Origin of the sequence: Candidatus Pelagibacter sp. (assembly GCF_965262185.1) — a bacterium.
Classification (GTDB): Bacteria; Pseudomonadota; Alphaproteobacteria; order Pelagibacterales; family Pelagibacteraceae; genus Pelagibacter.
Genome location: NZ_OZ253498.1, coordinates 898,424 through 921,043, shown reverse-complemented (window position 1 = coordinate 921,043; position 22,620 = coordinate 898,424). Strand labels below are relative to the sequence as shown.

22 protein-coding genes are annotated in these 22,620 nt (G+C 28.3%); 8 read left to right on the top strand and 14 right to left on the bottom strand.

Going from position 1 to position 22,620, the window contains the following annotated elements; genetic code table 11:
- Positions 1–54: 54 nt before the first annotated feature.
- The 7 genes from metK to ACQY31_RS05110 are packed head-to-tail and all read right to left on the bottom strand — an operon-like array spanning position 55 to position 6,348.
- A complete protein-coding gene (gene metK / locus ACQY31_RS05140; protein WP_428079151.1) occupies positions 55–1,224 on the bottom strand; it encodes a methionine adenosyltransferase in 1,170 nt (389 codons plus the stop codon).
- On the bottom strand, positions 1,217–2,755 hold the full coding sequence (gene lnt / locus ACQY31_RS05135; RefSeq protein WP_428079149.1) for an apolipoprotein N-acyltransferase: 1,539 nt from the start codon (positions 2,753–2,755) through the stop codon (positions 1,217–1,219). The genes metK and lnt overlap by 8 nt, the downstream gene beginning before the upstream one ends.
- Before the next feature lies 1 nt (position 2,756).
- Positions 2,757–3,218 carry an rRNA maturation RNase YbeY gene (ybeY, locus tag ACQY31_RS05130; protein ID WP_428079147.1) on the bottom strand — a complete coding sequence of 154 codons (462 nt, stop codon included), beginning with the start codon at positions 3,216–3,218 and terminating at the stop codon, positions 2,757–2,759.
- Positions 3,211–4,206, bottom strand: a complete 996-nt coding sequence (locus ACQY31_RS05125) for a PhoH family protein (protein WP_428079145.1) — start codon at positions 4,204–4,206, stop codon at positions 3,211–3,213. The genes ybeY and ACQY31_RS05125 overlap by 8 nt, the downstream gene beginning before the upstream one ends.
- Before the next feature lie 3 nt (positions 4,207–4,209).
- Positions 4,210–5,535 carry a tRNA (N6-isopentenyl adenosine(37)-C2)-methylthiotransferase MiaB gene (gene miaB, locus ACQY31_RS05120; RefSeq protein WP_428079143.1) on the bottom strand — a complete coding sequence of 442 codons (1,326 nt, stop codon included), beginning with the start codon at positions 5,533–5,535 and terminating at the stop codon, positions 4,210–4,212.
- 6 nt (positions 5,536–5,541) lie between these two features.
- Positions 5,542–5,952, bottom strand: coding sequence for a Fur family transcriptional regulator (locus ACQY31_RS05115; protein WP_428079141.1), 411 nt, complete (start codon positions 5,950–5,952; stop codon positions 5,542–5,544).
- A 9-nt stretch (positions 5,953–5,961) separates the two neighbouring features.
- Complete coding sequence (locus ACQY31_RS05110) at positions 5,962–6,348, bottom strand: peptidase M22 (protein WP_428079140.1); 387 nt, start codon at positions 6,346–6,348, stop codon at positions 5,962–5,964.
- A 7-nt stretch (positions 6,349–6,355) separates the two neighbouring features.
- Here ACQY31_RS05110 and ACQY31_RS05105 point away from each other — a divergent pair, with 7 nt between their 5' ends.
- Positions 6,356–7,357, top strand: a complete 1,002-nt coding sequence (locus ACQY31_RS05105) for a polysaccharide deacetylase family protein (RefSeq protein WP_428079138.1) — start codon at positions 6,356–6,358, stop codon at positions 7,355–7,357.
- On the opposite strand, the gene ACQY31_RS05100 is transcribed toward ACQY31_RS05105, so the two are convergent.
- The 4 genes from ACQY31_RS05100 to murJ are packed head-to-tail and all read right to left on the bottom strand — an operon-like array spanning position 7,354 to position 11,559.
- The gene (locus tag ACQY31_RS05100) at positions 7,354–8,421 is read right to left on the bottom strand and encodes a glucosaminidase domain-containing protein (RefSeq protein WP_428079136.1); all 1,068 of its coding nucleotides are present in this window, start codon (positions 8,419–8,421) and stop codon (positions 7,354–7,356) included. The genes ACQY31_RS05105 and ACQY31_RS05100 overlap by 4 nt on opposite strands.
- Before the next feature lie 6 nt (positions 8,422–8,427).
- Positions 8,428–8,967, bottom strand: a complete 540-nt coding sequence (locus ACQY31_RS05095) for a NifU family protein (protein ID WP_428079134.1) — start codon at positions 8,965–8,967, stop codon at positions 8,428–8,430.
- Between the two features lie 56 nt (positions 8,968–9,023).
- On the bottom strand, positions 9,024–10,025 hold the full coding sequence (gene trpS / locus ACQY31_RS05090; RefSeq protein ID WP_428079133.1) for a tryptophan--tRNA ligase: 1,002 nt from the start codon (positions 10,023–10,025) through the stop codon (positions 9,024–9,026).
- 4 nt (positions 10,026–10,029) lie between these two features.
- The gene (murJ, locus tag ACQY31_RS05085; RefSeq protein ID WP_428079132.1) at positions 10,030–11,559 is read right to left on the bottom strand and encodes a murein biosynthesis integral membrane protein MurJ; all 1,530 of its coding nucleotides are present in this window, start codon (positions 11,557–11,559) and stop codon (positions 10,030–10,032) included.
- Between the two features lie 118 nt (positions 11,560–11,677).
- Here murJ and ACQY31_RS05080 point away from each other — a divergent pair, with 118 nt between their 5' ends.
- Positions 11,678–13,966: an NADP-dependent malic enzyme gene (locus ACQY31_RS05080; RefSeq protein WP_428079130.1), complete on the top strand. Its 2,289-nt coding sequence runs from the start codon at positions 11,678–11,680 to the stop codon at positions 13,964–13,966.
- Here ACQY31_RS05080 and ACQY31_RS05075 read toward each other — a convergent pair.
- Together ACQY31_RS05075 and rsmI are read right to left on the bottom strand one after the other, a co-directional pair.
- Positions 13,963–14,559, bottom strand: a complete 597-nt coding sequence (locus ACQY31_RS05075) for a BON domain-containing protein (protein WP_428079128.1) — start codon at positions 14,557–14,559, stop codon at positions 13,963–13,965. The genes ACQY31_RS05080 and ACQY31_RS05075 overlap by 4 nt on opposite strands.
- Positions 14,549–15,409, bottom strand: a complete 861-nt coding sequence (gene rsmI, locus ACQY31_RS05070; protein ID WP_428079127.1) for a 16S rRNA (cytidine(1402)-2'-O)-methyltransferase — start codon at positions 15,407–15,409, stop codon at positions 14,549–14,551. Before rsmI ends, ACQY31_RS05075 begins: the two co-directional genes overlap by 11 nt.
- Before the next feature lie 33 nt (positions 15,410–15,442).
- Between rsmI and ACQY31_RS05065 the strand changes: the two genes are divergently transcribed.
- Positions 15,443–16,597: an ABC transporter substrate-binding protein gene (locus ACQY31_RS05065; RefSeq protein WP_428079125.1), complete on the top strand. Its 1,155-nt coding sequence runs from the start codon at positions 15,443–15,445 to the stop codon at positions 16,595–16,597.
- On the opposite strand, the gene rdgB is transcribed toward ACQY31_RS05065, so the two are convergent.
- Entirely contained in the window at positions 16,581–17,183 is a 603-nt protein-coding gene (gene rdgB, locus ACQY31_RS05060; protein ID WP_428079123.1) for an RdgB/HAM1 family non-canonical purine NTP pyrophosphatase, read from the bottom strand. The genes ACQY31_RS05065 and rdgB overlap by 17 nt on opposite strands.
- A gap of 36 nt (positions 17,184–17,219) precedes the next feature.
- On the opposite strand from rdgB, the gene ACQY31_RS05055 reads away from it, so the two are divergent.
- The 5 genes from ACQY31_RS05055 (at position 17,220) to nth (ending at position 22,619) form a co-directional block, all read left to right on the top strand.
- Positions 17,220–17,873, top strand: coding sequence for a nucleotide exchange factor GrpE (locus tag ACQY31_RS05055; RefSeq protein WP_428079121.1), 654 nt, complete (start codon positions 17,220–17,222; stop codon positions 17,871–17,873).
- Between the two features lie 63 nt (positions 17,874–17,936).
- Entirely contained in the window at positions 17,937–19,862 is a 1,926-nt protein-coding gene (dnaK, locus tag ACQY31_RS05050; RefSeq protein ID WP_428079119.1) for a molecular chaperone DnaK, read from the top strand.
- Positions 19,863–19,891: 29 nt separating this feature from the next.
- On the top strand, positions 19,892–21,019 hold the full coding sequence (gene dnaJ / locus ACQY31_RS05045; RefSeq protein ID WP_428079117.1) for a molecular chaperone DnaJ: 1,128 nt from the start codon (positions 19,892–19,894) through the stop codon (positions 21,017–21,019).
- A gap of 170 nt (positions 21,020–21,189) precedes the next feature.
- Positions 21,190–21,966: a 4-hydroxy-tetrahydrodipicolinate reductase gene (dapB, locus tag ACQY31_RS05040; protein ID WP_428079115.1), complete on the top strand. Its 777-nt coding sequence runs from the start codon at positions 21,190–21,192 to the stop codon at positions 21,964–21,966.
- Positions 21,966–22,619 (top strand): endonuclease III, encoded by a 654-nt coding sequence (gene nth, locus ACQY31_RS05035; RefSeq protein WP_428079114.1) that lies wholly within the window; start codon positions 21,966–21,968, stop codon positions 22,617–22,619. The genes dapB and nth overlap by 1 nt, the downstream gene beginning before the upstream one ends.
- The last annotated feature ends 1 nt before the right edge of the window (position 22,620 follow it).

Below are 22,620 nucleotides of genomic sequence, written 5' to 3'. Positions count from 1 at the left end.
TAATTCAACAATGTAAAGGCAATATAGTAAAGTTTTTTTTTTATTCAACTGAAACTATATAGAAAAAACGTTGATTTTATCAGTTTTTTCCCACGAAAATGATCCATCATCTCCTGGAGTTCTACCAAAGTGACCATAGGCTGCTGTTTTTTCATATATAGGTCTATTAAGGTTTAACATCTCTCTAATTCCTCTAGGACTGAGATCAAAATTTTCATTAATCTTTTCAACAACAAATTTGTTTTTATCTAAATCATTATCAAACAAATCAACATAAATTGATAAAGGTTTTGAAACTCCTATTGCATAAGCTAACTGTATCAAACATTTATCTGCTATTTTTGATGCAACAACATTTTTAGCAATGTATCTTGCCGCATAAGCAGCAGATCTATCTACTTTTGTAGGATCCTTACCTGAAAATGCTCCTCCTCCATGGGGTGCTGCTCCACCATAGGTATCCACAATAATTTTTCTTCCTGTTAAACCACAGTCCCCATTTGGACCACCTATTACAAAATTACCAGTTGGGTTTACGTAAAACTCTTCCTCATTAAAGTCTTTAAGAAATTTTTCTGGGATTGATTTTAACATATACGGTCTTAACAATTCTCTTACCTGGGCTTGATTAACATCAGAAGAATGTTGAGATGATATAACAACAGATTTTACTTTAAACGGTTTACCATCAACATATTCGAATGTAACTTGGCTTTTTGAGTCAGGTTCAATATTTTTTAATTTACCAGATTTTCTATCCTCGGCCATAAGTCTTAAAATTTTATGCGAATAATGAATTGGCGCAGGCATATATACATCTGTTTCATTACATGCATAACCAAACATTATACCTTGGTCTCCTGCACCCTCATCTTTATTTCCAGATGAGTCCACACCCATTGCAATGTCAGCAGATTGAGAATGCAAATGACTTTCTATTTTTGTTGCTTCTTTCCAGGTAAATCCTTCCTGATCATATCCAATATTTTTTATACAATTCCTTACTTTTTCGATTAAATCATCTGTTTTAATCTCAGGTCCTCTTACTTCACCTGCAAGCACAACTTTGTTTGTTGTCGTTAAAGTTTCACAAGCAACTCTTGAATAAGGATCTCCAGAAATATAACTATCAACAACCATATCAGAAATTCTATCTGATACTTTATCTGGATGTCCCTCTGAAACTGACTCGCTTGTAAATAGGAAATTTTTTAAATTACTCATTTTTAATTCTATTAAATGAAAATATTAAAAAAATATACAATAAAATTATTAAACCAAAAATTTTATTCCCATATTTAGAAAAGACTGTTGGTTGAATTTTTCTCATTTTCGTAAAATCAATATATCCAACTTCATTAAAGTTAATTTTTTCCTCAACGATACCGAGAGGATTTACTATCGCAGCTATTCCGTTATTAGCTGATCTAATTACATATTTTCCACTTTCGATAGCTCGAAATATACTGTGAACAAAGTGTTGCTCTGGTCCTATTGATTGACCAAACCATCCATCCTCTGAAATATTTACTATTATATCAAAGTCATGATTTTTATATAATTTTCCAGAATAAATTATCTCATAACAAATTAATGGTAAAAATTTTATAGAAAAATTTTTTTGATTTAACTCTATAATTTCCCTTTTTTGACCTTTTGAGTAGGATTGATAATTGTTAGTTAAAGATTTGAGACCTACTTTTTTTAATAAATTTTCCATGGGTAAAAATTCGCCAAACGGTACAAGATTTATTTTATTATAATAATTTAATAAATTAAGATTATGGTCATAAACCGATAAAGAATTGTAATACTTAACTTGATCATTTACTTTTGATTTATTGTTTATACCTAAAATGAGTAAGTGATTTTCGTTAAAACTTTCATTAAATAAATAATCATAACTTCGAATTTGATCCTGAGAAATTCCAGGCAATATACCCTCTGGCCAAATGAAAATTATTTTCTCTTTCTTATTTGGTGAACTAATATTTATAAGATCTTCTATAGTTGATAAAGGCCCCTCTCCAGAATAAAACCTATCTAAAGAAATATCAGTACCAACTAATCTTATTTTATAATCAAGTTTTTCAACATCACTATTGTAAAAATCCTGCTTATTTGAATATCCAAAGAAATAAAATAATAAAAATATTAAAGGTAAAATTAAACAAAAAATTAAATCTTTTTTGTCGTTCCGTAAAATGAAGAGTGCAGGACTTAGAAACAAAGTTATACAAAATAAGTTGAAAGAATATGTGCCTATTAAAGATGTTATGCTTAGAATTTCTAAATGATTTGAAAAACTATATGCAATTAAGTTCCAAGGAAAACCTGATAAAATTGAACCTCTAATGAATTCTAGAAAACCAAAGATCACAGAAAATAATAAAATTGAACTCAAAGTTTTATTTGGTTTAAAGAAAATAAACAAATAACAAACAAAACCGTAAAATAATGCAATAAAAGAAGGAACTAAAATTAGAGTAAATGGAATTAAAAATTTAAAATTTTTATCGAATGTTAATGAAATAGAGATCCAATATATATTTGTTAGAAAATATCCAAATCCAAATAACCATCCATAGAAAAAAAATAATTTATGTTTGCTCTCTTTTTTTTTATTCAAAAAAATAAAGAATAAGCTAAAGGATAAAAAATTAATTATTAACAAATTGAAAGGTGGTAAACTTAATGAAGTTACCGCTCCAAGAAACAATAAATAAACTATATCAATATATAAATTTTTTTTCAATTTACTTAATTTTTGAGATAACCGATTTAAATATTTTTTCTTCTTCTTTTAACATATTTAAATAATCTTTATTTTTTACATGATCAAATCCTAACAAGTGTAAAAAACCATGAATAAATGTTTTAATTATTTTTTCTTTAAATTGTTTATCTGTTTGTAATTTTGGTTTATTCATAAAATTAAAACTAATAATTATATCTCCTAAATAAGTTTGCTTTGAAATTTTTAATATTTTGCTAGATGGAAAAGATAAAATATCAGTAGATTTATTTTTATTTCTAAATTTTTTATTTAAAATTTTAATTTTTTTATTGTTTGAAAGAAGTAAAGATAAACTTATTTTTTTATTTAAAAATTTATATTTTTTTGGAAAAGCATCACAAATACTTTTAAAAAAAAAATCTTTTTTTTTAAGTTTTTTAGACCAAGCCTTCTCTTCTGAGAAGACGTTTAAATTAATCATTTTTAGAGTAGGCTTTTACAATTTTAGAAACCAGTGGATGTCTAACTACATCTGAATGATCAAAGTCTACAACTGAAATTTCATTTAGATGCCCCAATAATTCTTTTGATCTAACTAATCCTGACATACTTTTGTTAGGAAGATCTATCTGAGTAGGATCTCCATTAACTACAATTTTTGAATTTTCACCGATCCTTGTTAAAAACATTTTTATTTGTGTATCTGTTGCATTTTGCGCTTCATCTAATATAGCAAAAGAATTTTTTAGTGTTCTACCTCTCATAAATGCCAAAGGAGCGATTTCGATATCACCAATTTCGATCATTCTTTGTATTTTTTCAAAATCGAATAAGTCGTACAAAGAGTCATATAAAGGTCTTAAATACGGATCTACTTTTTCTTTCATATCTCCAGGTAAAAAGCCAAGTCTCTCTCCTGCTTCAACAGCAGGCCTAGATAGAATAATTCTTTCTATTTTTTTTTCTAACAACATAGTCAAACCAACTGCTACAGCTAAAAAAGTTTTTCCTGTTCCAGCTGGACCTGCTGAGATTACAATATCACTTTGTCTTAGAGCTCTGACATAGCTTTTTTGTTTTTCGGATCTGGGAATAATTGATTTTTTTGGTGTTTTTATAATATCAGTTACATTATTATTTTTAACCTTCTCTTTAATCATAAATTGATCAACTGATGATATGAGATCTTTATTTTCGATTGAACCATTATTTATAAATTGATTAGTTAAAAATTGAATTGCATTTTTTATTAATTCATTTTTTTGTGGATCTGATTTTATCATTATTGAATTTCCCCTAGAATATAAACTAGAGTTAGTCATCTTTTCTAATTCTTTTAAATTTTTATTAAATTCTCCGGCAACACCCATGAGTAATTCATTGTTGTGAAATATTACACTTAATGAATTGTTGTCTGAGTAAACAAATTTTAGAGTGGTATCGATTTTTTTTTTAATTATATTATTCAAAGATTATGCCACCTTTTGATCTGGGTTGCTTAACAATTCTCCAAACAATGTAGTTCTATTGCTATTTGTAATTTTCACTTTCACAATTTTTCCAATATGTTCTCTTTTACCATTAAAAATTACTGATGTCATATATTCAGTTCTGCCAAAAGCTTTGGATTTATCTTCAGTTAAATTTTCAACCAACACATCGATTGTTCTATTTTCTAATTTTTTGTTCATTTGAGTTTGATTTTCAGATAATAAATTTTGAATAAATTCTAACCTTTTCATTGAAATTTTTTTATCAATTAAATCTAAACCTTCTGCCTTTGTCCCAGGCCTTGGACTAAAAATAAATGAGTAAGAATTTATAAAATTAACTTTTTTAATTAAATCGACTGTACTTTGGAAGTCTTCTTCAGTTTCACCAGGATAACCAATAATAAAATCACTTGAAAATTCAATTGATTGATTAATTTTTTTCAATTCGTCATAAACTTTTAAATAATGATCTATTTTATGTTTTCTATTCATCAACTTTAAAATCCTATTGGATCCACTCTGAACTGGAAGATGGACTAAAGGCATTAACTTTTTAGAGACTTTATATACTTCAATTAAATCATCATTCATATCTTTTGGATGCGAAGTTGTGTATCTAATTCTTTTTATATCTTTAATCTTTTCAATTTCTAAAATTAAATCAGATAGTCTTTTACTATTATCATTGAAAGCATTTACATTTTGTCCCAAAAGTATGATTTCTCTTGCTCCATTATCTGACAAATAATTTGCCTCCTTAATTATTTGATTGAATGGTCTAGAATATTCTGGTCCACGAGTATATGGAACCACACAAAAATGACAAAACTTATCACATCCTTCCTGAATAGTTAAAAAAGACGAAACCTTACCTGCCTCATTCTTTATTTTACTAAAATATTTAAATTTTGAAATAGCATCAAAATCTGTTTGTTCAATTTTTTTTCTTTTTTTAATATGATCCAAAATTGTTTCATTAATCTTATGATAGGCTTGAGGGCCAATCACTAAATCTATATAAGGCTCACGTTTAAGCATCTCTTGGTTTTCTGCTTGAGCAACACACCCTGCAATTATTACTAATGGTTTTTTTTTGGCTCTAAAGCTTTTTTTAACTCTTCCTATTTCAGAATAAACTTTTTCTTTTGCTTTATCTCTAATGTGACAAGTGTTTAACAAATAACAGTCGGCTTCTTCTAGGTTTTCACTTTTTTGATAACCAATTTTCTTTACTGAATCAAAAATTCTATTTGAATCATATTCATTCATTTGACAACCAAAAGTTTTTATAAAAATTTTTTGCATTCTAGTTTAGAATTTTTTTTTTATTCCATAAAGTTCAAGCTTATGATCAACTAAAGTGTAACCATATTTATCTGCTACCTTTTTTTGAAGTTTTTCGATTTCTTCATCAACAAATTCTATTATTTCACCTGACTTCACATCTATTAAATGATCATGATGTCCTTCATTAAGCTCTTCATACCTTGCTTTTCCACCTTTAAACTCATGCTTTGTAAGTATTCCAGATTCTTCAAATAATTTTACTGTTCTGTAGACGGTAGCAATACTTATTTTATTATCAATCTTTGAAACTCTATTGTAAAGTTCATCAACATCAGGATGATCTGTGGACTCGGACATGACCTGAGCAATTATTTTTCTCTGATCTGTCAATTTCACACCTTTTGCTAAACATTTTTGTTCAATTGTTTCAGGCATAATTTAATTTTAACTTATATAAATAGGTTTAATCAAATTTTTTTTAATTTTAAATTTATCGCACAAATAAGGGACATTTTCATATTTTACATCTTTTTCACCTTTAAAATCCTCTAAGCTGTAACAATAATAATCAATATTTTTTGCTAATTTGAGAGCCTTCACAACAGAAATAGAATTTCTAATCCCTGCAAAACTTCCTGGGCCTCTGTTAATGTATATATTGTAAATATCCTTCAATTCAAATTTATTTAATTCTAAAAATTCTTTTATTATCAAAGTTAATTTTTCATAATTTATTTTAGTATTCTCATGAGTAATATTGTAAATATGATCATTAGTTATGATCATTAAAAAAATTTTATCTCCAGCTACATCAATTATAAGTTTATTCATTTTATCTTTGTTTTTTAATTTTAGTTCTAAATCAGATGAAAATAATATCAAATTTTATTCAGAAGATAATGGGATTTTATCAATAATGTATCATCGTTTTAATGAACATAAATACCCGTCAACTAATATTAATATGGAGGTATTTAAGAAGCACTTAGAAATTGTTAAAAATTCTAAATACAATTTTCTTAATCCTAATGAATTTGATTCAAAATTTAAAACTTCAAAATCAGAAAAAGAAGTTTTGATAACAATTGATGATGCATTTGAATCATTTTACAATGAAGCTTGGCCACATTTAAGAGATAACAAAATTCCATTTATACTTTTTGTTTCAACAGAACCAGTTGGAAACAAGGGCTATATGTCCTGGGATCAAATTAGAGAAATTGATGCAGTGGATTTTTCTTTAATTGGACACCATTCACATAGCCACGAATACCTAATAGAAGAAACTGAAGAAAATTTCATTTTAGATATTGAAACTGCAAACAAAATTTTTAAACACGAACTCAATTATATTCCTAGTCTATTCTCTTATCCATTTGGTGAATATTCTAAATTTATGAGAGATTATATTTCTCAAAACTTTAAATACGCATTTGGCCAACATTCGGGGGTTATTGATCTTAATAAAAATAAATTTGAATTGCCAAGATTTCCGATAAATGAAAAATATGGAGAGCTTAAAAGATTTAAATCTATAATTAATTATTATCCTTTGGAATATAAAAGTTTATCTCCAAGTGAAAAACAGCTTACAATAAATAATAATCCACCAAATTTTAAAGTTGAATTTTTTAAAGAACAAAAAAATTTAACCAATATCACATGTTATTCCAACGAAGGAGACAAGTGGGATAAATCTAAAACTAATTTATCTAATCAAATCTTAACTATTGAATTTAGAGAACCTTTTAAACCTAGAAGAGGTAGGATAAACTGTTCTTTAAACGATAATGGTAAATGGAGATGGTTTGGAGTTCAATTTCCTATCAAGAAAAATTAAATCAAGCTTTCTAAATCCTTACTAGATGGCAATAATCTTGCCTCATCAAAATCTTTTAATTTATTTTGACTGATTATTTTTTGTAGTACTTCAATGTAATGATTTCCAGTTTCTGCATATTTATCCAAATGTTTAGATAATATTATACTATCAAGTGGTTCATCATTACTTCTCAACTCACTTCTAGCTTTTCTTAAATTTATGTAGGATTTATGAGTATTTAAATTTCTTAAATATGCTCTCACAGATAGTTGTAAGCTATTAAATTTCATTACCTTATGAGACTCACTTTTATCAGCTTCTTTGGGCTTTAAACCTTCACCTGACCATGTCCATTGACCAAATAAAGCATTTCCTTTTATGGCAAATCTTGAAGTTCCCCAACCTGTTTCTTTTGCTGCTTGTGCAATTGCTAACGAAGCTGGAATTTCATCCATTCTTATCTTTAATGATGAAAAATCATTTTGCCTAACACCATACTGCTTAAATTTTTTCTCAAGCCACTTTTTTTCGATATCAGTATTGCTACTTTTATTTAAGATAGTAAAGAGTCTTTTTCTATCTATTCTAATTTTAGTGTTTTCTTTAACAATCAATGGGAGGATTATTTTAATAAACATATCCTTTTTTTTCTTTGAACTAGATATGTTATTTAATTCGTTTGGAAGAAGTCCTATATCGATAGGCTTTACGAGTTTATTTTTCCTCACATCTTTTAAGTTATAGTTTACCTCTTTAAATAATGAATTAATTTCTGAAGTTGTATACCTGACTAAATTAATTTCTGAATTATTTTCCTCTAAAATATCATAAAGTAAATCCATCTCATCTACTTCACCTGGGATATCTTCTTCGATTAAGTCATTTGTATTAAGTTTTTTTAATAAAAGATTTTTAGAGTTATTTGTAAATTCCTTATGATTAAAATTTTTTTCAGCAAAGTTAATAAACATCGGAGTTACATAAAAAAATGAGATTAAAAAAATCCCGCTTAACATAAATCTAAGAATAGAATTAATACTTTTAATTTTACTAAATTGAAATTTGATTAAATTTTTTTTCATAAACTTTTATATCGCAACAACTTCTTTTACCTCTGGAAGATAGTGACATAGAAGGTTTTGTACTCCTTGCTTTAAAGTCATTGTCGAACTTGGACAGCCTGAACAACTTCCTTGTAACTGTACTTTTACTATTCCGTTTTTAAATTCTTTAAATTTTATATCACCACCATCTCTTGCAACTGCAGGTCTAATTTTTTGGTCTAAAATTTTTACAATTTTTTCCTCAATTTCACTCAAATTGTTATTTTTTTCCTCTTCATTTTCATCAATGACGCATTCTTTACCATCTAAATAAAAATCGTTTATTAATGAAATAACAATATGTTTAATTTCGTCCCATTTAATTTGGTCATTTTTGTTTACTGAAATAAAATCCTGTCCTAAAAAAATACCCTCAACCCCATTGACTGATAAGATATTTCTGACCAAATCATTATTTATTTGATCTTTTTTTGTGATTTCGTAAGGACCGCTATTTGATACTTTCTTCCCGGGAAGAAATTTCAAAGAATTAGGATTTGGCGTTATTTCAGTTTGTACGAACATGTTGTAAATATATATAGAGCTTATTTCTAAAATTTAAACTTGATATTTAAATTATATTAAAATCCTAGTATTTCTTTAATTCTATCTATCTTTTTTGATGCAATTGAGTTTGCTTTTTCAACTCCTTCTAGAAGGATTTTATCTAAATAAGGTTGATCATTCAAAAGTTTTTTTATTTCCAAGGATATAGGTTCAATCTTTTTAACCAATAAATCAGAAAGCTGATTTTTAAATTCAGAAAAATTTTTACCTGAAAAATTTTCGACTGTATTTTGTAAAGTTGAATTATTTAAGCTTGAATATATACCAAGAAGATTTTTGGCTTCTAACCTCTCATTTAATTCTTCAACACTACTTGGCATTGGTAAAGGATCAGTTTTTGCTTTTTTTATTTTATTTACTATTGCATCTTTATCATCTGTTAAATTAATTCTGCTTAAATCTGATAACTCAGATTTACTCATTTTTTTGGATCCATCTTTTAAACTCATAATTCTAGAAAATTCTTTTTGAATTAAAGGTTCAGGTACTTGCAAAAAGTTATCTTGATGAAAATCGTTATTAAACTTTTGGGCGATATCTCTACATAGCTCAAGATGTTGTTTTTGATCATCGCCAACAGGGACATGAGTCGCATCGTACAAAAGAATATCTGCTGCCATTAAAACAGGATATGAGTACAGTCCAACGCTTGCTTTTTCTTTATCTTTACCTGCTTTTTCCTTGAATTGCGTCATTCTATTTAACCAACCCATTCGAGCAACACAGCTCAAAATCCAAGCTCCCTCTGAATGAGCTGCTACACCAGATTGATTAAAAATAATGCTTTTTTTAGGATCAATTCCACTTGCTATAAAAGTAGCTACAGTCTCTCGAATATTATTTTTTAGCTCTTTTGGGTCTTGTTTAACAGTAATAGCGTGGAGATCAACTACACAGAATATACAATCATTATCTACGTCATTATTAAGGTCTACAAAGTTTTTGATTGCACCTAAATAATTACCCAAGTGAAGATTACCTGTTGGTTGAACACCAGAAAATATTTTTTTACCCATATTCTTAATAGTTTAATTTAATATCACTAATTTTAAAAGCTTTGATGAAATAACAAATAAATATGTAAAAGAATAGTGCAAATAATACGCTTAGGATTAAATAAATTGATTTAAAGCTATAATCAAATGAAAGTTGATTTTCAAAAAAGTTTAAAAAAAAATTAAAGAATAATCCCATTAAAATTGATGCAAAAATTATTTTAAAGAAATTTAAAAAAAAGTTATTTTGAAAGTAGAATAAATTATTATTTTTTAAGTATATAAATAACACTACTGCATTAAACCATGATGAGATTGAAGTTGCGATTGGAATTATAATAAAACCTATTTTGTTAAAATAATAAATACTGATCAAAATATTTAAAAAGACTGAAATTATCGAAATATAAAATGGTATTTTTGTATTATGATTAGCAAATAAAAAACTTGAAAAAACTTTTATCAAAGCAAAGGCGGGTAAACCTAAAGCAAAATAAAATAAAGCAAGACTTGAATTAATAGCAGATTCTTTATTAAAATTACCATAACCAAACAACGCTGAAGTTATTTCCTCTGATCCAATCAATAAAGCTATTGTTGCTGGAATACTTAAAAATAAACTCAGCTCTAAAGCTTTGTTCTGAATAAGAGAAATTTTTTCACCATTCTTAGAGTCTACAAACCTTGAAAGTTGTGGCAGTATCACAACTCCAATAGCTATACCAGCTATCGCTAGATTGATTTGATATATTCTGTCTGCGTAATAAAGATATGAGACAGCGCTAGCTTGAAAGGAAGCAATTATTGTTCCAACCAAAATATTGATCTGCGTTACGCCAGATGAAAAAATGCTCGGTAATAGTTTTCTAAAAAAAAACGTTACTTTTTCATCACTTGTTATTTTAAAATTAAATTTTAACGAAAAAAATTTTTTAACAAAATAATATAAAAAAATTAACTGTAAGAATCCTGCTAAAGATACACCATAAGATAAATAGTAAACAAGCTCATCTCCTAAAGCTTTAGAAAATAATAAAACAATTATTAAAATAATATTTAATAGAATTGGTGCTGCTGAAGCTGCAGCAAATTTATTATGAGAATTTAAAATTGCAGAAAAAAAAGATGCTAAACTAATAAATAGTAAAAAAGGAAAAGTAATCCTTGTTAAACTGATAGCTAAATCCATTTTTTCTAGATCATCTATAAAACCAGGAGCTATAATTGATACAAATCCAGGCATAAAAATCTGAACGACTATTGTTAAAATTAAAAGACCTAAAAATATAAGATTAAAAATATTATTTGCAAACTTGTTTGCAGATTTTTTTCCTTTGTTCATTTCAGACGTATAGCTGGGTACAAAGGCTGCATTGAAAGTTCCTTCTGAGAATAATCTTCTAAATGTATTTGGAATTCGGAATGCTATGAAAAAAGCATCTGCTAACAAACCTGTTCCAAGAAATATTGCAATTAATATATCTCTAATATATCCAAGCAATCTGCTAATGATGGTATAAAAACCAAATGTACCTGTTGACTTAATTAAGTTCATAAATCATATTAGTCTTAATTTTACTCTAATTGTATACTTATTATCAGAATATATAGATCAAATATTCCAAATAATAAAAAATATAAAATAGATAAAGTTTGTATTCAGTTTAAAAAAAATGAAAAAAAAAAAGATTGATCATTACACAAATAAAGAAGCTTTAGATTTTCATAAGGATAAAAAACCTGGCAAGATCGAAATAATTTCTTCAAAAAACATGACTACTAAAAGAGACCTTGCTCTTGCTTATTCTCCAGGGGTTGCTGCCCCAGTTAAAAAAATAAGCGAGAATCCAGAGGCAGCTTATGATTATACGAGTAAAGGAAATTTAGTAGCAGTAATTAGTAATGGTTCCGCAATTCTAGGATTGGGAAACTTAGGCGCATTAGCCTCTAAACCAGTTATGGAAGGAAAGGCAGTACTATTTAAAAGATTTGCAGATATAGATTCGATTGATTTAGAAATAGACTGTAAAGACGCTGATGAAATTATCAATTCAATTAAAAACTTTGCTCCAAGTTTTGGAGGAATAAATTTAGAGGATATAGCTGCACCAGATTGTTTTATCATAGAGCAAAAACTTAAAGAAATATTAGATATTCCAGTATTTCATGATGATCAACATGGAACAGCAATTATCACAACTGCTGCTTTGATTAATGCACTCGATATAAGTGGAAAATCAATCAAAGATATAAAAGTTGTGGTTAATGGTGCGGGTGCTTCTGCTCAGGCATGTACGGAATTATTTATTAAATCAGGTGTTAAATCTGAAAATGTAATAATGCTAGATCGAAAAGGTGTAATTTATAAAGGAAGAGAGGAAGGAATAGATCAATGGAAATCAAGATTTGCAATTAACACAGATTTAAGAACATTAAGTAATGCAATTAAAGGGGCTGATGTTTTTTTAGGATTATCTTCAAAAGGTGTTTTGAAAAAAGATATGGTTAAAAACATGTCTAAAAATCCAATTATATTTGCATGTGCAAATCCTGATCCAGAAATTACACCAGAGGAAATAAATGAAGTAAGAAATGATGCGATTATTGCAACTGGAAGATCAGATTATCCCAATCAAGTAAATAATTTAATTGGATTTCCTTACATATTCAGAGGTGCGCTAGACGTAAGATCAAAAACAATTAATGAAGAGATGAAAGTTGCTGCTGCTGAAGCTATAGCAAAGCTTGCTAGAGAAGATGTGCCAGATGAAGTTGTTGCAGCTATGGGTGGGGAAAGACCTCATTATGGGAAAGATTATATAATCCCATCTACTTTTGATCCAAGATTAATTAGTGTTATCCCATCGGCAGTAGCTAAAGCTGCTATAGAAAGTGGAGTCGCTAGGAAAAAAATTGATAATTTTGAAATCTACAAAGAGCAACTTAAACAAAGACTAGATCCAACAGTTACAATTATGCAAGGTATAAATTCTTTCATTAAAAAAAATCAAAAAAGAATTGTTTTTGCAGATGGGGAAGATGAAAATACTTTAAAAGCTGCAATAGCATTTAAAAATTCAAAACTTGGTATTCCAATTTTAGTTGGTAAAGAAAGTAAAATTAAAGAGCAAATTAAAAATATTGGTTACAGCGAAAATTTTGACATTGAAATTACCAACTCAAAAGATGAAAAAAAAAGAAAAAAATATGTAAATTATCTATTTAAAAAACTTCAAAGAGAACAGGGTTTATTAGAACGAGATTGCGATCGAATGATCAGAAACGATAGAGTAGTCTGGGCTACTAGCATGGTCGCTTGTGGAGATGCGGATGGTGCGGTTACAGGCAATACTAGACGTTTTGGAGCTTCTCTTGGAAAAATTAAACAAGTTGTTGATGTTAGAAAAGGTGAGATAATGTTTGGACTAAACATGGTCGTCAATAAAGGTAAAACAATTTTTATTGCAGATACAAGCGTTCATGAATATCCTACATCAGAAGAAATGGCAGAAATTGCAATTTCAGCTGCAAGAGTAGTAAGACTTTTTGGAATTGATCCAAAAATAGCATTTGTTTCACACTCCACATTCGGACAACCTTTGACAAGCAGAACAAAACACATTCGTATTGCAGTAGATATTTTAAAAAATAAACAAGTTAATTTTGAATTTGATGGTGATATGCAGCCTGATGTTGCTCTAAATCCTGATTATGAAGAATTGTATCCTTTTGCGAAAATTGTAGGTAAAGCAAATATTTTGATAATGCCTGGACAACATAGTGCAGCAATATCTTATAAACTAATGAAAACTATAGGTGATACTAAAGTTATAGGACCCTTATTGATTGGTCTTGGATTACCAATTGAAATTGCCCCGCTTAGATCTTCAACATCTGAAATAATTAATTTAGCTTCTATTGCAGCTTATTCGTCTGAGGTAATTGAATATAAAATTGATTAATTTTTTTGAATTCTTAAATCCTCAAGTAATAAAATACTTGCCACAACATCTTCAACATCTAGAATTTCTTTTGCTTCACTGATAACCATTTCTTTTTCTTCATCAGTTGAAGCTATTCCATAAATATAAATTTTCTTTTTATAAGTATCTATTTGATAGTTTGTTGCTTTGATATTTTTATTGACTATTAAAGCTGTTCTTAATTGAGAAGTGATAAGTAAATCTTTCGCTGATTGCTTAAAATTAAATTCTTCCTTTATTTTAATATCATTTCTTACAGATCTTGCACCTTTTGTTTCCCAAGCAATTTTGGTGATTTTTAATTTTTCCTCTGGTTCATCTACTTTTCCAGTAATAAATATCCGTCCATCTAAAACTTTAGTCTTCACCTTTAAAAAGTGTTTTTTATCCAATGCAAGTATTTTGGTTGAAATAGTTTTTTGCATAATGGAGTCATCTATTTGAGTTCCAACTGTTCTTGGATCCAGTGCCACTGATACACCAGTTCCAAATAAACCAGGTGAACCAACTCCTACTGCACACCCAGTTAAAATAACTGATAAAAAAATAATTATTAAAGTTTTAATTCTCATTTTTTATTTTTAAGCATAAATTATAAACTTCTTTTTTTGGAATATTTTTATAACTAGTAATTAAATCTGTAATTTCTTTTGTACTTAGTTTATTGATCATTTTCTTAATCAAATTAATATCTGATTCACTTAGGTTTTGTGAAGCATTTTCTTCTTTTTTTTCGGAAATAACTATTGTCAATTCTCCTTTTAATTCTTTTTTAAATAGTTCTAATTCATCAATATTCCTTCTGATATACTCCTCATACAATTTAGAAATTTCTCTACAAAATACTATCTTCCTACCAGAAAAATATTTTTTAAATCCCGGAACAATCTTGTTGATTTTTTTTGATGATGAAAAAAAAACTAGACTATTATTAAAATTTGAGAGTTTTTCTAACTCATCGTCAATTTGATTTTTTTTTTCTGGTAGAAAACCATAAAATAAAAATTTATCTGAAAATCCACTTGCTGCAACAGCAGTTGTAACTGCTGATGGTCCAGGTATTGAAAATATTTTTAAGTTATTTTTTATACATTCATTTACTAACACCAAACCTGGATCAGAGATACTTGGGGTTCCTGCGTCCGATAAAAGTGAAATTAATTTACCTGATTTTATATATTCAACTATCTGTAATGTATTTTTTTTTTCATTAAATTTATGATTTGAAATCAATTTTGATTTAATTTTATACCTGTCTAATAAATTTTTAGAAACGCGAGTATCCTCACAAAGTATATAATCTGATTTTTCCAAAACCTCTAATGATCTAAATGATATATCTTTTAAATTACCTATTGGTGTTGCTACCAAATAAAGCCCATTTTTATAATCATTTGATTTAAATTGCGTTTTTGTGATCATAATTCAGCTTAAAAATTATATAATAACATCAAAATGAAAAAGATTATCAAAATTATTTCTATTTCTCTGCTTATCTTATTTTTAAACTTCCTAAATTTAGTTAATGCCAAAGAAAAAATAAAAATTGGTTTATTGGTGCCAATGACTGGAAAAAATAAGGATTTGGGACAATCAATTATCAAAGCTGCAAGTTTAGCAGTAAAAGATATTGATAATGATTTAATTGAAATTTATCCAAAAGATACAGCTACTAGAGCAAACCAAACTCTTAAGTCTGCTTTTGAGTTAAAACAAATGGGAATTAAAATTATTATCGGACCAATATTTCATGAAAGCTTAACTTATTTAGATGAAATGGAAGATTTAACTTTCTTATCTTTGACAAATAAAACTTTGGATTTGCCTAAAAATGTAATTTCTGCTGGAATAAATTCCACATCACAGTTTAATACTATAAAAAAATTTTTAGAAAATAATAATTTACACAAAACTCTTTTTTTAACTCCAATTCAGAATTTTGAGTTTGAAGTCAAAGATGGTATTAAAAATTCCAAAATAAAAGTATTTAAAAATTTTGAATATAATATTGAACCAACAAAACTTACAAAACAAATTGAGGAAATAACTAAATACAAAATTAGAAAACAAAATCTAGCGGATGAAATAAGAAGAATTCAAGAATCAAATGAACCAAATAAAGAAAGAAAAATAAAAAGCTTGGAAAAAAGATATACAATTGGAAATGTAAATTTTGATGCAGTTATTATATCTGATTTCGATGAAAGTCTTAAAAGTGTTGCAACATCTTTAGTTTACACAGATGTTTCTCCCAAAAGTAAATATTTTATAACTCTTAACCAATGGTTTGACGAGAACTTAATGGAAGAAACAAATATTCAACCAATTTATTATCCTTCAATAAATAAACAAAATTTTGATAATTATAAAATTAAATATTTTAATGCTTTTAATGAAAATCCATCACATCTCTCATTGTTGAGTTATGATTTAGTTGGTTTGGTACATTATCTCTCTTTGAAAGAAGATCTTTCAAAAATAAAAAAAATATTTAAAAAAAAAAATTCATTTAAAGGAAAAATCGGAATTTTTGATATTAAAGATAATAAAATTAATCACAGATTAAATTTTTATAAAACAGAAGATAAAAAACTTACAGAAATTTTTTAAGTTTTTTGAAGGCTTGATAGCGATGATCCATTTTATATTTTTGAGGAGGTTTCATTTCACCAAATGTTTTGGTTTTTTTGAGTGGGATAAAAATTGGATCATAACCAAATCCATTTTTCCCCTTTGGCTCATTTGATATTCGACCCTCAACTTTGCCTACGACACAAGCAATTTTTTTATTTAAATACGAAATTGATAGAGCACATACAAATCTTGCTTTAATTTTTTTATTTTTCCAGTTCTTATCTTTTTTATATAGCTCTCTAAAAACTTTTTTAATAGCTTTATTAAAATCCCCAGATTTTCCTCCCCATCGTGCAGAATAAATTCCAGGTCTTTTGTCTAAATGATCTATCTCCAAACCAGAGTCATCAGCCAAACATATCAGGCCAGTTTTTCTAGAGAAATATTTTGATTTAATTAAAGAGTTTTCTTCAAAAGTTTTTCCATTTTCAGCAGGACTTTTAAGTTTAAAGTTAGAAGTAGAGTGAATTTTGATATAATTTGGTAATAAACTCTTAATTTCTCTTAATTTACCCTTGTTGTTAGTACCTATTAGTAATTCTTTAATTTTTTGCTTAGACATCTAGAAATATTTAAAATCCTTACCATATATGGGTCTATGGAAAAAGAAGAAAACCAAAACAGTACTCCAACAAACGAAAATCAGAATTTAGAAAAAGAAACAGAGAAACCTGAGGAAAGCTCTGAAGTTGAAAATAAACAAGAAACACCTCAAGAAACCAAAGAAGAGATTAAAGAACCAACTCCAGAGGAAAAGATTGCCGAACTAGAAGATAAACTAGCAAGAACTTTTGCTGAAATGGAAAATCAAAGAAGAAGGTTTGAAAAAGAAAAAGAAGATGCCTTTGAGTATGGAGGTTTTAGCTTTGCTAAAGAAGCATTAAATTTAATTGATAATTTGGATCGTTCAAAACATGTTTTAGAAAGCGATGATAAGTTAAAAGAAACAGACGCTTTAAAGAAGGCACTAGAGCACTTAGAAATAATAAAGAAAGATTTAATTTCTATTTTTGAAAAAAATAATATTAAACCAATTGATTGTCTTAACAAAAAACTAGATCCTAACTTTCATCAAGCAATGATGGAGATTGAAGATGACACTAAAGAAGCTGGAACAATTGTTCAAGAAATTCAAAAAGGCTTTACTATTAAAGATAGACTTTTAAGACCTTCATTGGTTAGTGTTTCAAAAAAAGTTACCAAAAAAGATGAAAAAACTGAACAAAATCAAGGGAATTCAGGAGATAAATAATAATGAGATCAACTTGTAGTTTCAAATTTAAACCCTATATGACGAAAGAGAGATATTAATATTATGAGCAAAATAATTGGAATAGACTTAGGTACAACCAACTCTTGTGTTGCAGTAATGGAAGGAACACAAGCTAAGGTTTTAGAAAATGCGGAAGGAGCAAGAACAACTCCCTCGGTTGTTGCATTTAATGATGAAAATGAAAAATTAATAGGTCAACCTGCTAAAAGACAAGCAGTAACAAATCCTGAAAACACAATTTTTGCAGTTAAAAGATTAATTGGAAGAAATTTTGATGATCCAACAGTAAAAAAAGATGTTGAGGCTGCACCATTTAAAATAATTAACTCTGAAAAAGGAGATGCTTGGATTGAAGCCAAAGGAGAAAAGTATTCTCCTTCACAAATCTCAGCATTCATATTACAAAAAATGAAAGAGACAGCAGAAAAATATTTAGGTTCAGAAGTAACAAAAGCTGTAATTACTGTACCAGCCTATTTTAACGATGCACAAAGACAAGCTACAAAAGACGCAGGTAAAATTGCAGGGCTAGAAGTTTTAAGAATTATAAATGAACCGACTGCTGCATCGCTAGCTTATGGTTTAGATAAAAAACAAAATAAAAAAATTGCTGTATACGATCTAGGTGGAGGAACATTTGATGTTTCCATACTTGAGTTAGGTGACGGTGTATTTGAAGTTAAATCAACTAATGGTGATACTTTTTTAGGTGGTGAGGACTTTGATAATGCTATTGTTGATTATTTAGTTTCTGAATTTAAGAAAGATAATGGTATTGATCTTAAATCAGATAAACTTGCTTTACAAAGATTAAAAGAAGCAGCTGAAAAAGCAAAAATAGAATTATCTTCTGCAGAACAAACAGATATAAACTTACCATTTATAACTGCAGATAAAACTGGACCAAAACACATTAATTTAAAGATGACTAGAGCAAAGCTTGAGGCTTTGGTTGAGGATTTAATTGCTAGAACAATGCCTCCGTGCAAGACTGCTTTAAAAGATGCTGGAATTACAGCAAGTGAGATTGATGAAATAGTTATGGTTGGTGGTATGACTAGGATGCCAAAAGTTATAGCAGAAGTTAAAAACTTTTTTGGAAAAGACCCTAATAAAAGTGTAAACCCTGATGAAGTAGTTGCAATGGGTGCTGCTATTCAAGCAGGAGTGTTACAAGGAGATGTTAAAGACGTTCTTTTATTAGACGTTACACCATTATCATTAGGTATTGAAACGCTTGGTGGGGTTTCAACAAAACTAATTGATAAAAATACAACAATTCCAACTAAAAAAAGTCAGGTTTTCTCAACTGCTGAAGATAATCAGCCAGCTGTTTCTATTAGAGTTTTGCAAGGTGAAAGAGAGATGGCTACTGATAACAAGTTATTAGGTAATTTTGAATTAGTAGGTATTGCTCCAGCTCCAAGAGGAGTTCCTCAAATTGAAGTTACATTTGATATTGATGCTAATGGCATTGTAAATGTTTCTGCAAAAGATAAAGGAACTGGTAAAGAGCAAAAGATACAAATTCAAGCTTCTGGTGGATTAAGTGATGAAGAAATTGAAAAAATGGTCAAAGATGCTGAAGCTAACAAAGAAGCTGACAAGAAGAAAAGAGAGTCAGTTGATGTTAGAAACCAAGCAGACACTTTAATTCATTCTACAGAGAAAAACTTAAAAGAGCATGGATCAAAAATTTCAGATGCAGAGAAAAAAGCAATTGAAGATGCATCATCTGCTGTAAAAGAAGCTCTAAAAGGTGAAGATATTGAAGATATCAAGAAAAAAACAGAAGCTTTAGTTCAAGCTTCAATGAAACTTGGAGAAGCAATCTATAAATCACAACAAAGTGCTAAACCAGATTCAGGAAAAGATGATGGTGGAGATGATACAGGTAAAAAAGACGAGAATGTTGTTGATGCTGATTTCGAAGAAGTAAAAGACGAGAATAAAGAAAAAAGCGCATAAACTGACATTTAATTGTCTGGGGTAATTTGATGGCTAAAAGAGACTATTATGATGTCCTAGGCGTAGGTAAGAGCGCGAGTCCTGATGAGCTTAAATCCGCATATAGAAAACTAGCTGTTAAATATCATCCAGATAAAAATCCAGGTGATTCAAAGGCTGAAGAAAAATTTAAAGAAGCCAGTGAAGCTTACGGAATACTTTCAGACAAAGAAAAAAAACAAAACTACGATAACTTTGGACATGCTGCTTTTGAAAATGGCGGTGGTAGACAAGGTGGAGGCTTTGGTGGTTTTAGTGGAGCTGATTTTTCAGATATTTTTGAGGATTTCTTTGGAGATTTTGGAGGTGGAGGAAGATCAAGGAAAAGAAGATCAAATAATAGAGGTTCAGATTTAAGGTATGATTTATCAATTTCATTAGAAGAAGCATATCATGGTAAAAAACAAGATATAAAATTTGCAACTACTGAACAATGTGGAACTTGTAAAGGTAATGGTTCAGAACCAGGTTATTCTCCAGACAGGTGCTCTTATTGTGGAGGAAATGGAAGAATAAGATCTAACCAAGGTTTCTTTACCGTTCAACAAACATGTCCACAATGTAATGGTAATGGCGAAGAAATCACCAATCCATGTAATGATTGTAATGGTCAGGGCAAAAAACAAACATCCAAAAAAATATCAGTGACTATTCCTAAAGGAGTAGACGATGGAACGAGAATAAGACTTGCCGGAAAGGGTGAAGCTGGCAGCAGAGGTGGTGCTACAGGTGATTTATATTTATTTATCAATGTTCATTCGCATGAGCTATTTAAAAGATCAGATGAAAATTTGTTTTTTGAATTTCCTCTATCGTTAGCTGATGCAGCTCTTGGCACTACCATTGAAATCCCAACAATTGATGGTGGAAAAGCAAAAATAAAAATTCCAGATGGAACTCAAAATGGCAAGCAATTTAGATTAAAAGGCAAAGGAATGCCATTTATGAGGAGAGGTGATTTTGGTGATTTGTATGTTCAAGTAAAGACAGAAGTACCAGTTTATTTAAACAAAAAACAGAAAGAATTATTAGAGCAATTTAGAGAAATAGAAAACGACAAGTCAAATCCAAGTATTAAAAAGTTTTTTCAAAAAGCAAAGGATTTTTGGAAAAATTAAATTATGGGATTAGAGGAAATAATTCCATCAATAGCTTTAATATTAATTCTAATTCTAATTTTACCTAATTTTATAAAATCAAACTTTAATAAAAAAGTATTTGTTAAAAATTTAAGTATTTGGGGTATTATTGTAATTGTTCTTATGATACTTCTATACTTTATCACTTAATGAAAAAAATTAATTTAGCTATTTCAGGATGTATGGGAAGAATGGGTCAACAACTCATCAGGTCCTCTAAGAAAAATAAAAATTTCAAATTAGTTACACTTACAGAAAATAGATTGGTAAATAAAAAATTTAATGGAATTAAACCTGAATTAAATTCTGATAAAGCCTTTAAAAAAACTGATGTAATTATTGATTTTACTATTCCTAAGTGCACTCTTGAAATATTAAAAATAGCATCAAAACTTAGGAAAAAAGTAGTAATTGGTACGACTGGATTTACTAGAAACCAAGAAAATCAAATTAAAAAATATTCAAAAAAAATACCAATTTTAAAAGCTGGTAATATGAGCTTAGGTGTAAATTTATTGATGTATTTAACCGAAATTGCTTCAAAATCACTTAATGATGAGTACTTAAGCAAGATATTTGAAGTACATCACAAACATAAAAAAGACTATCCATCTGGTACTGCTTTAATGCTAGGTAAAGGAATAGCAGATGGAAAAAATAAAAATTTATATAATTTAATTGGTAAAAAATTCTTGAATAAAAAATCTTTTCCTTATGGAAAAAAAATTAATTTTAACTCAGTAAGAAAAGGCGAAATTATTGGTGAACATGAAGTAAAATTCTCAAGTGGAAAAGAAATAATTACATTAAATCATGAAGCTTTTGATAGAGCACTTTACTCCGATGGAGCTTTAACAGCTTCTAAATGGTTAATGAAAAAAAAACCAGGTTTATATTCTATGAGAGATTTGCTTAATTTTTCATAATGAATGAAAAACAAAAAGCAAAGATAATAATCAAGACTTTAAATAAAATTTATCCTAAGGCCCCTGTTCCTTTAAAAAGTAAAAATACTTTCACACTACTAATTTCTGTTTTACTTTCTGCACAATGCACAGATGTGAATGTTAACAATGTAACAAAAGATATATATCCAAAATATTATAAGCCTGAGCATTTTGTAAAATTAGGAAGAAAAAAAATTGAAAAATTAATAAAAAAAATTGGGATTTTTAGAGTTAAAGCTAAAAGTATTTACTTGATGTCAAAACAGGTATTAGAAAAACACAAAGGTAAAGTACCTAGAACTTTTGAACAACTTGAAAAACTACCTGGTGTAGGACATAAAACAGCTAGTGTAATAATGTCTCAAGGTTTTGGATACCCAGCTTTTGCTGTTGATACTCATATACATAGACTTGCACAACGGTGGGGCTTAACTAATGGAAAAAATGTAGTCCAAACTGAAAAAGATTTAAAACGAATATTTCCTAAAAAAACTTGGTCTAAACTTCATCTCCAGATAATATTTTATGGCAGAGAATATTGTAAAGCCAGAGAATGTTATGGGCTAAGTTGTAAAATATGTACTACTTGCTACCCAAATAGAAAAAAACCTGTTATTACCAAAAAAGCTTAAT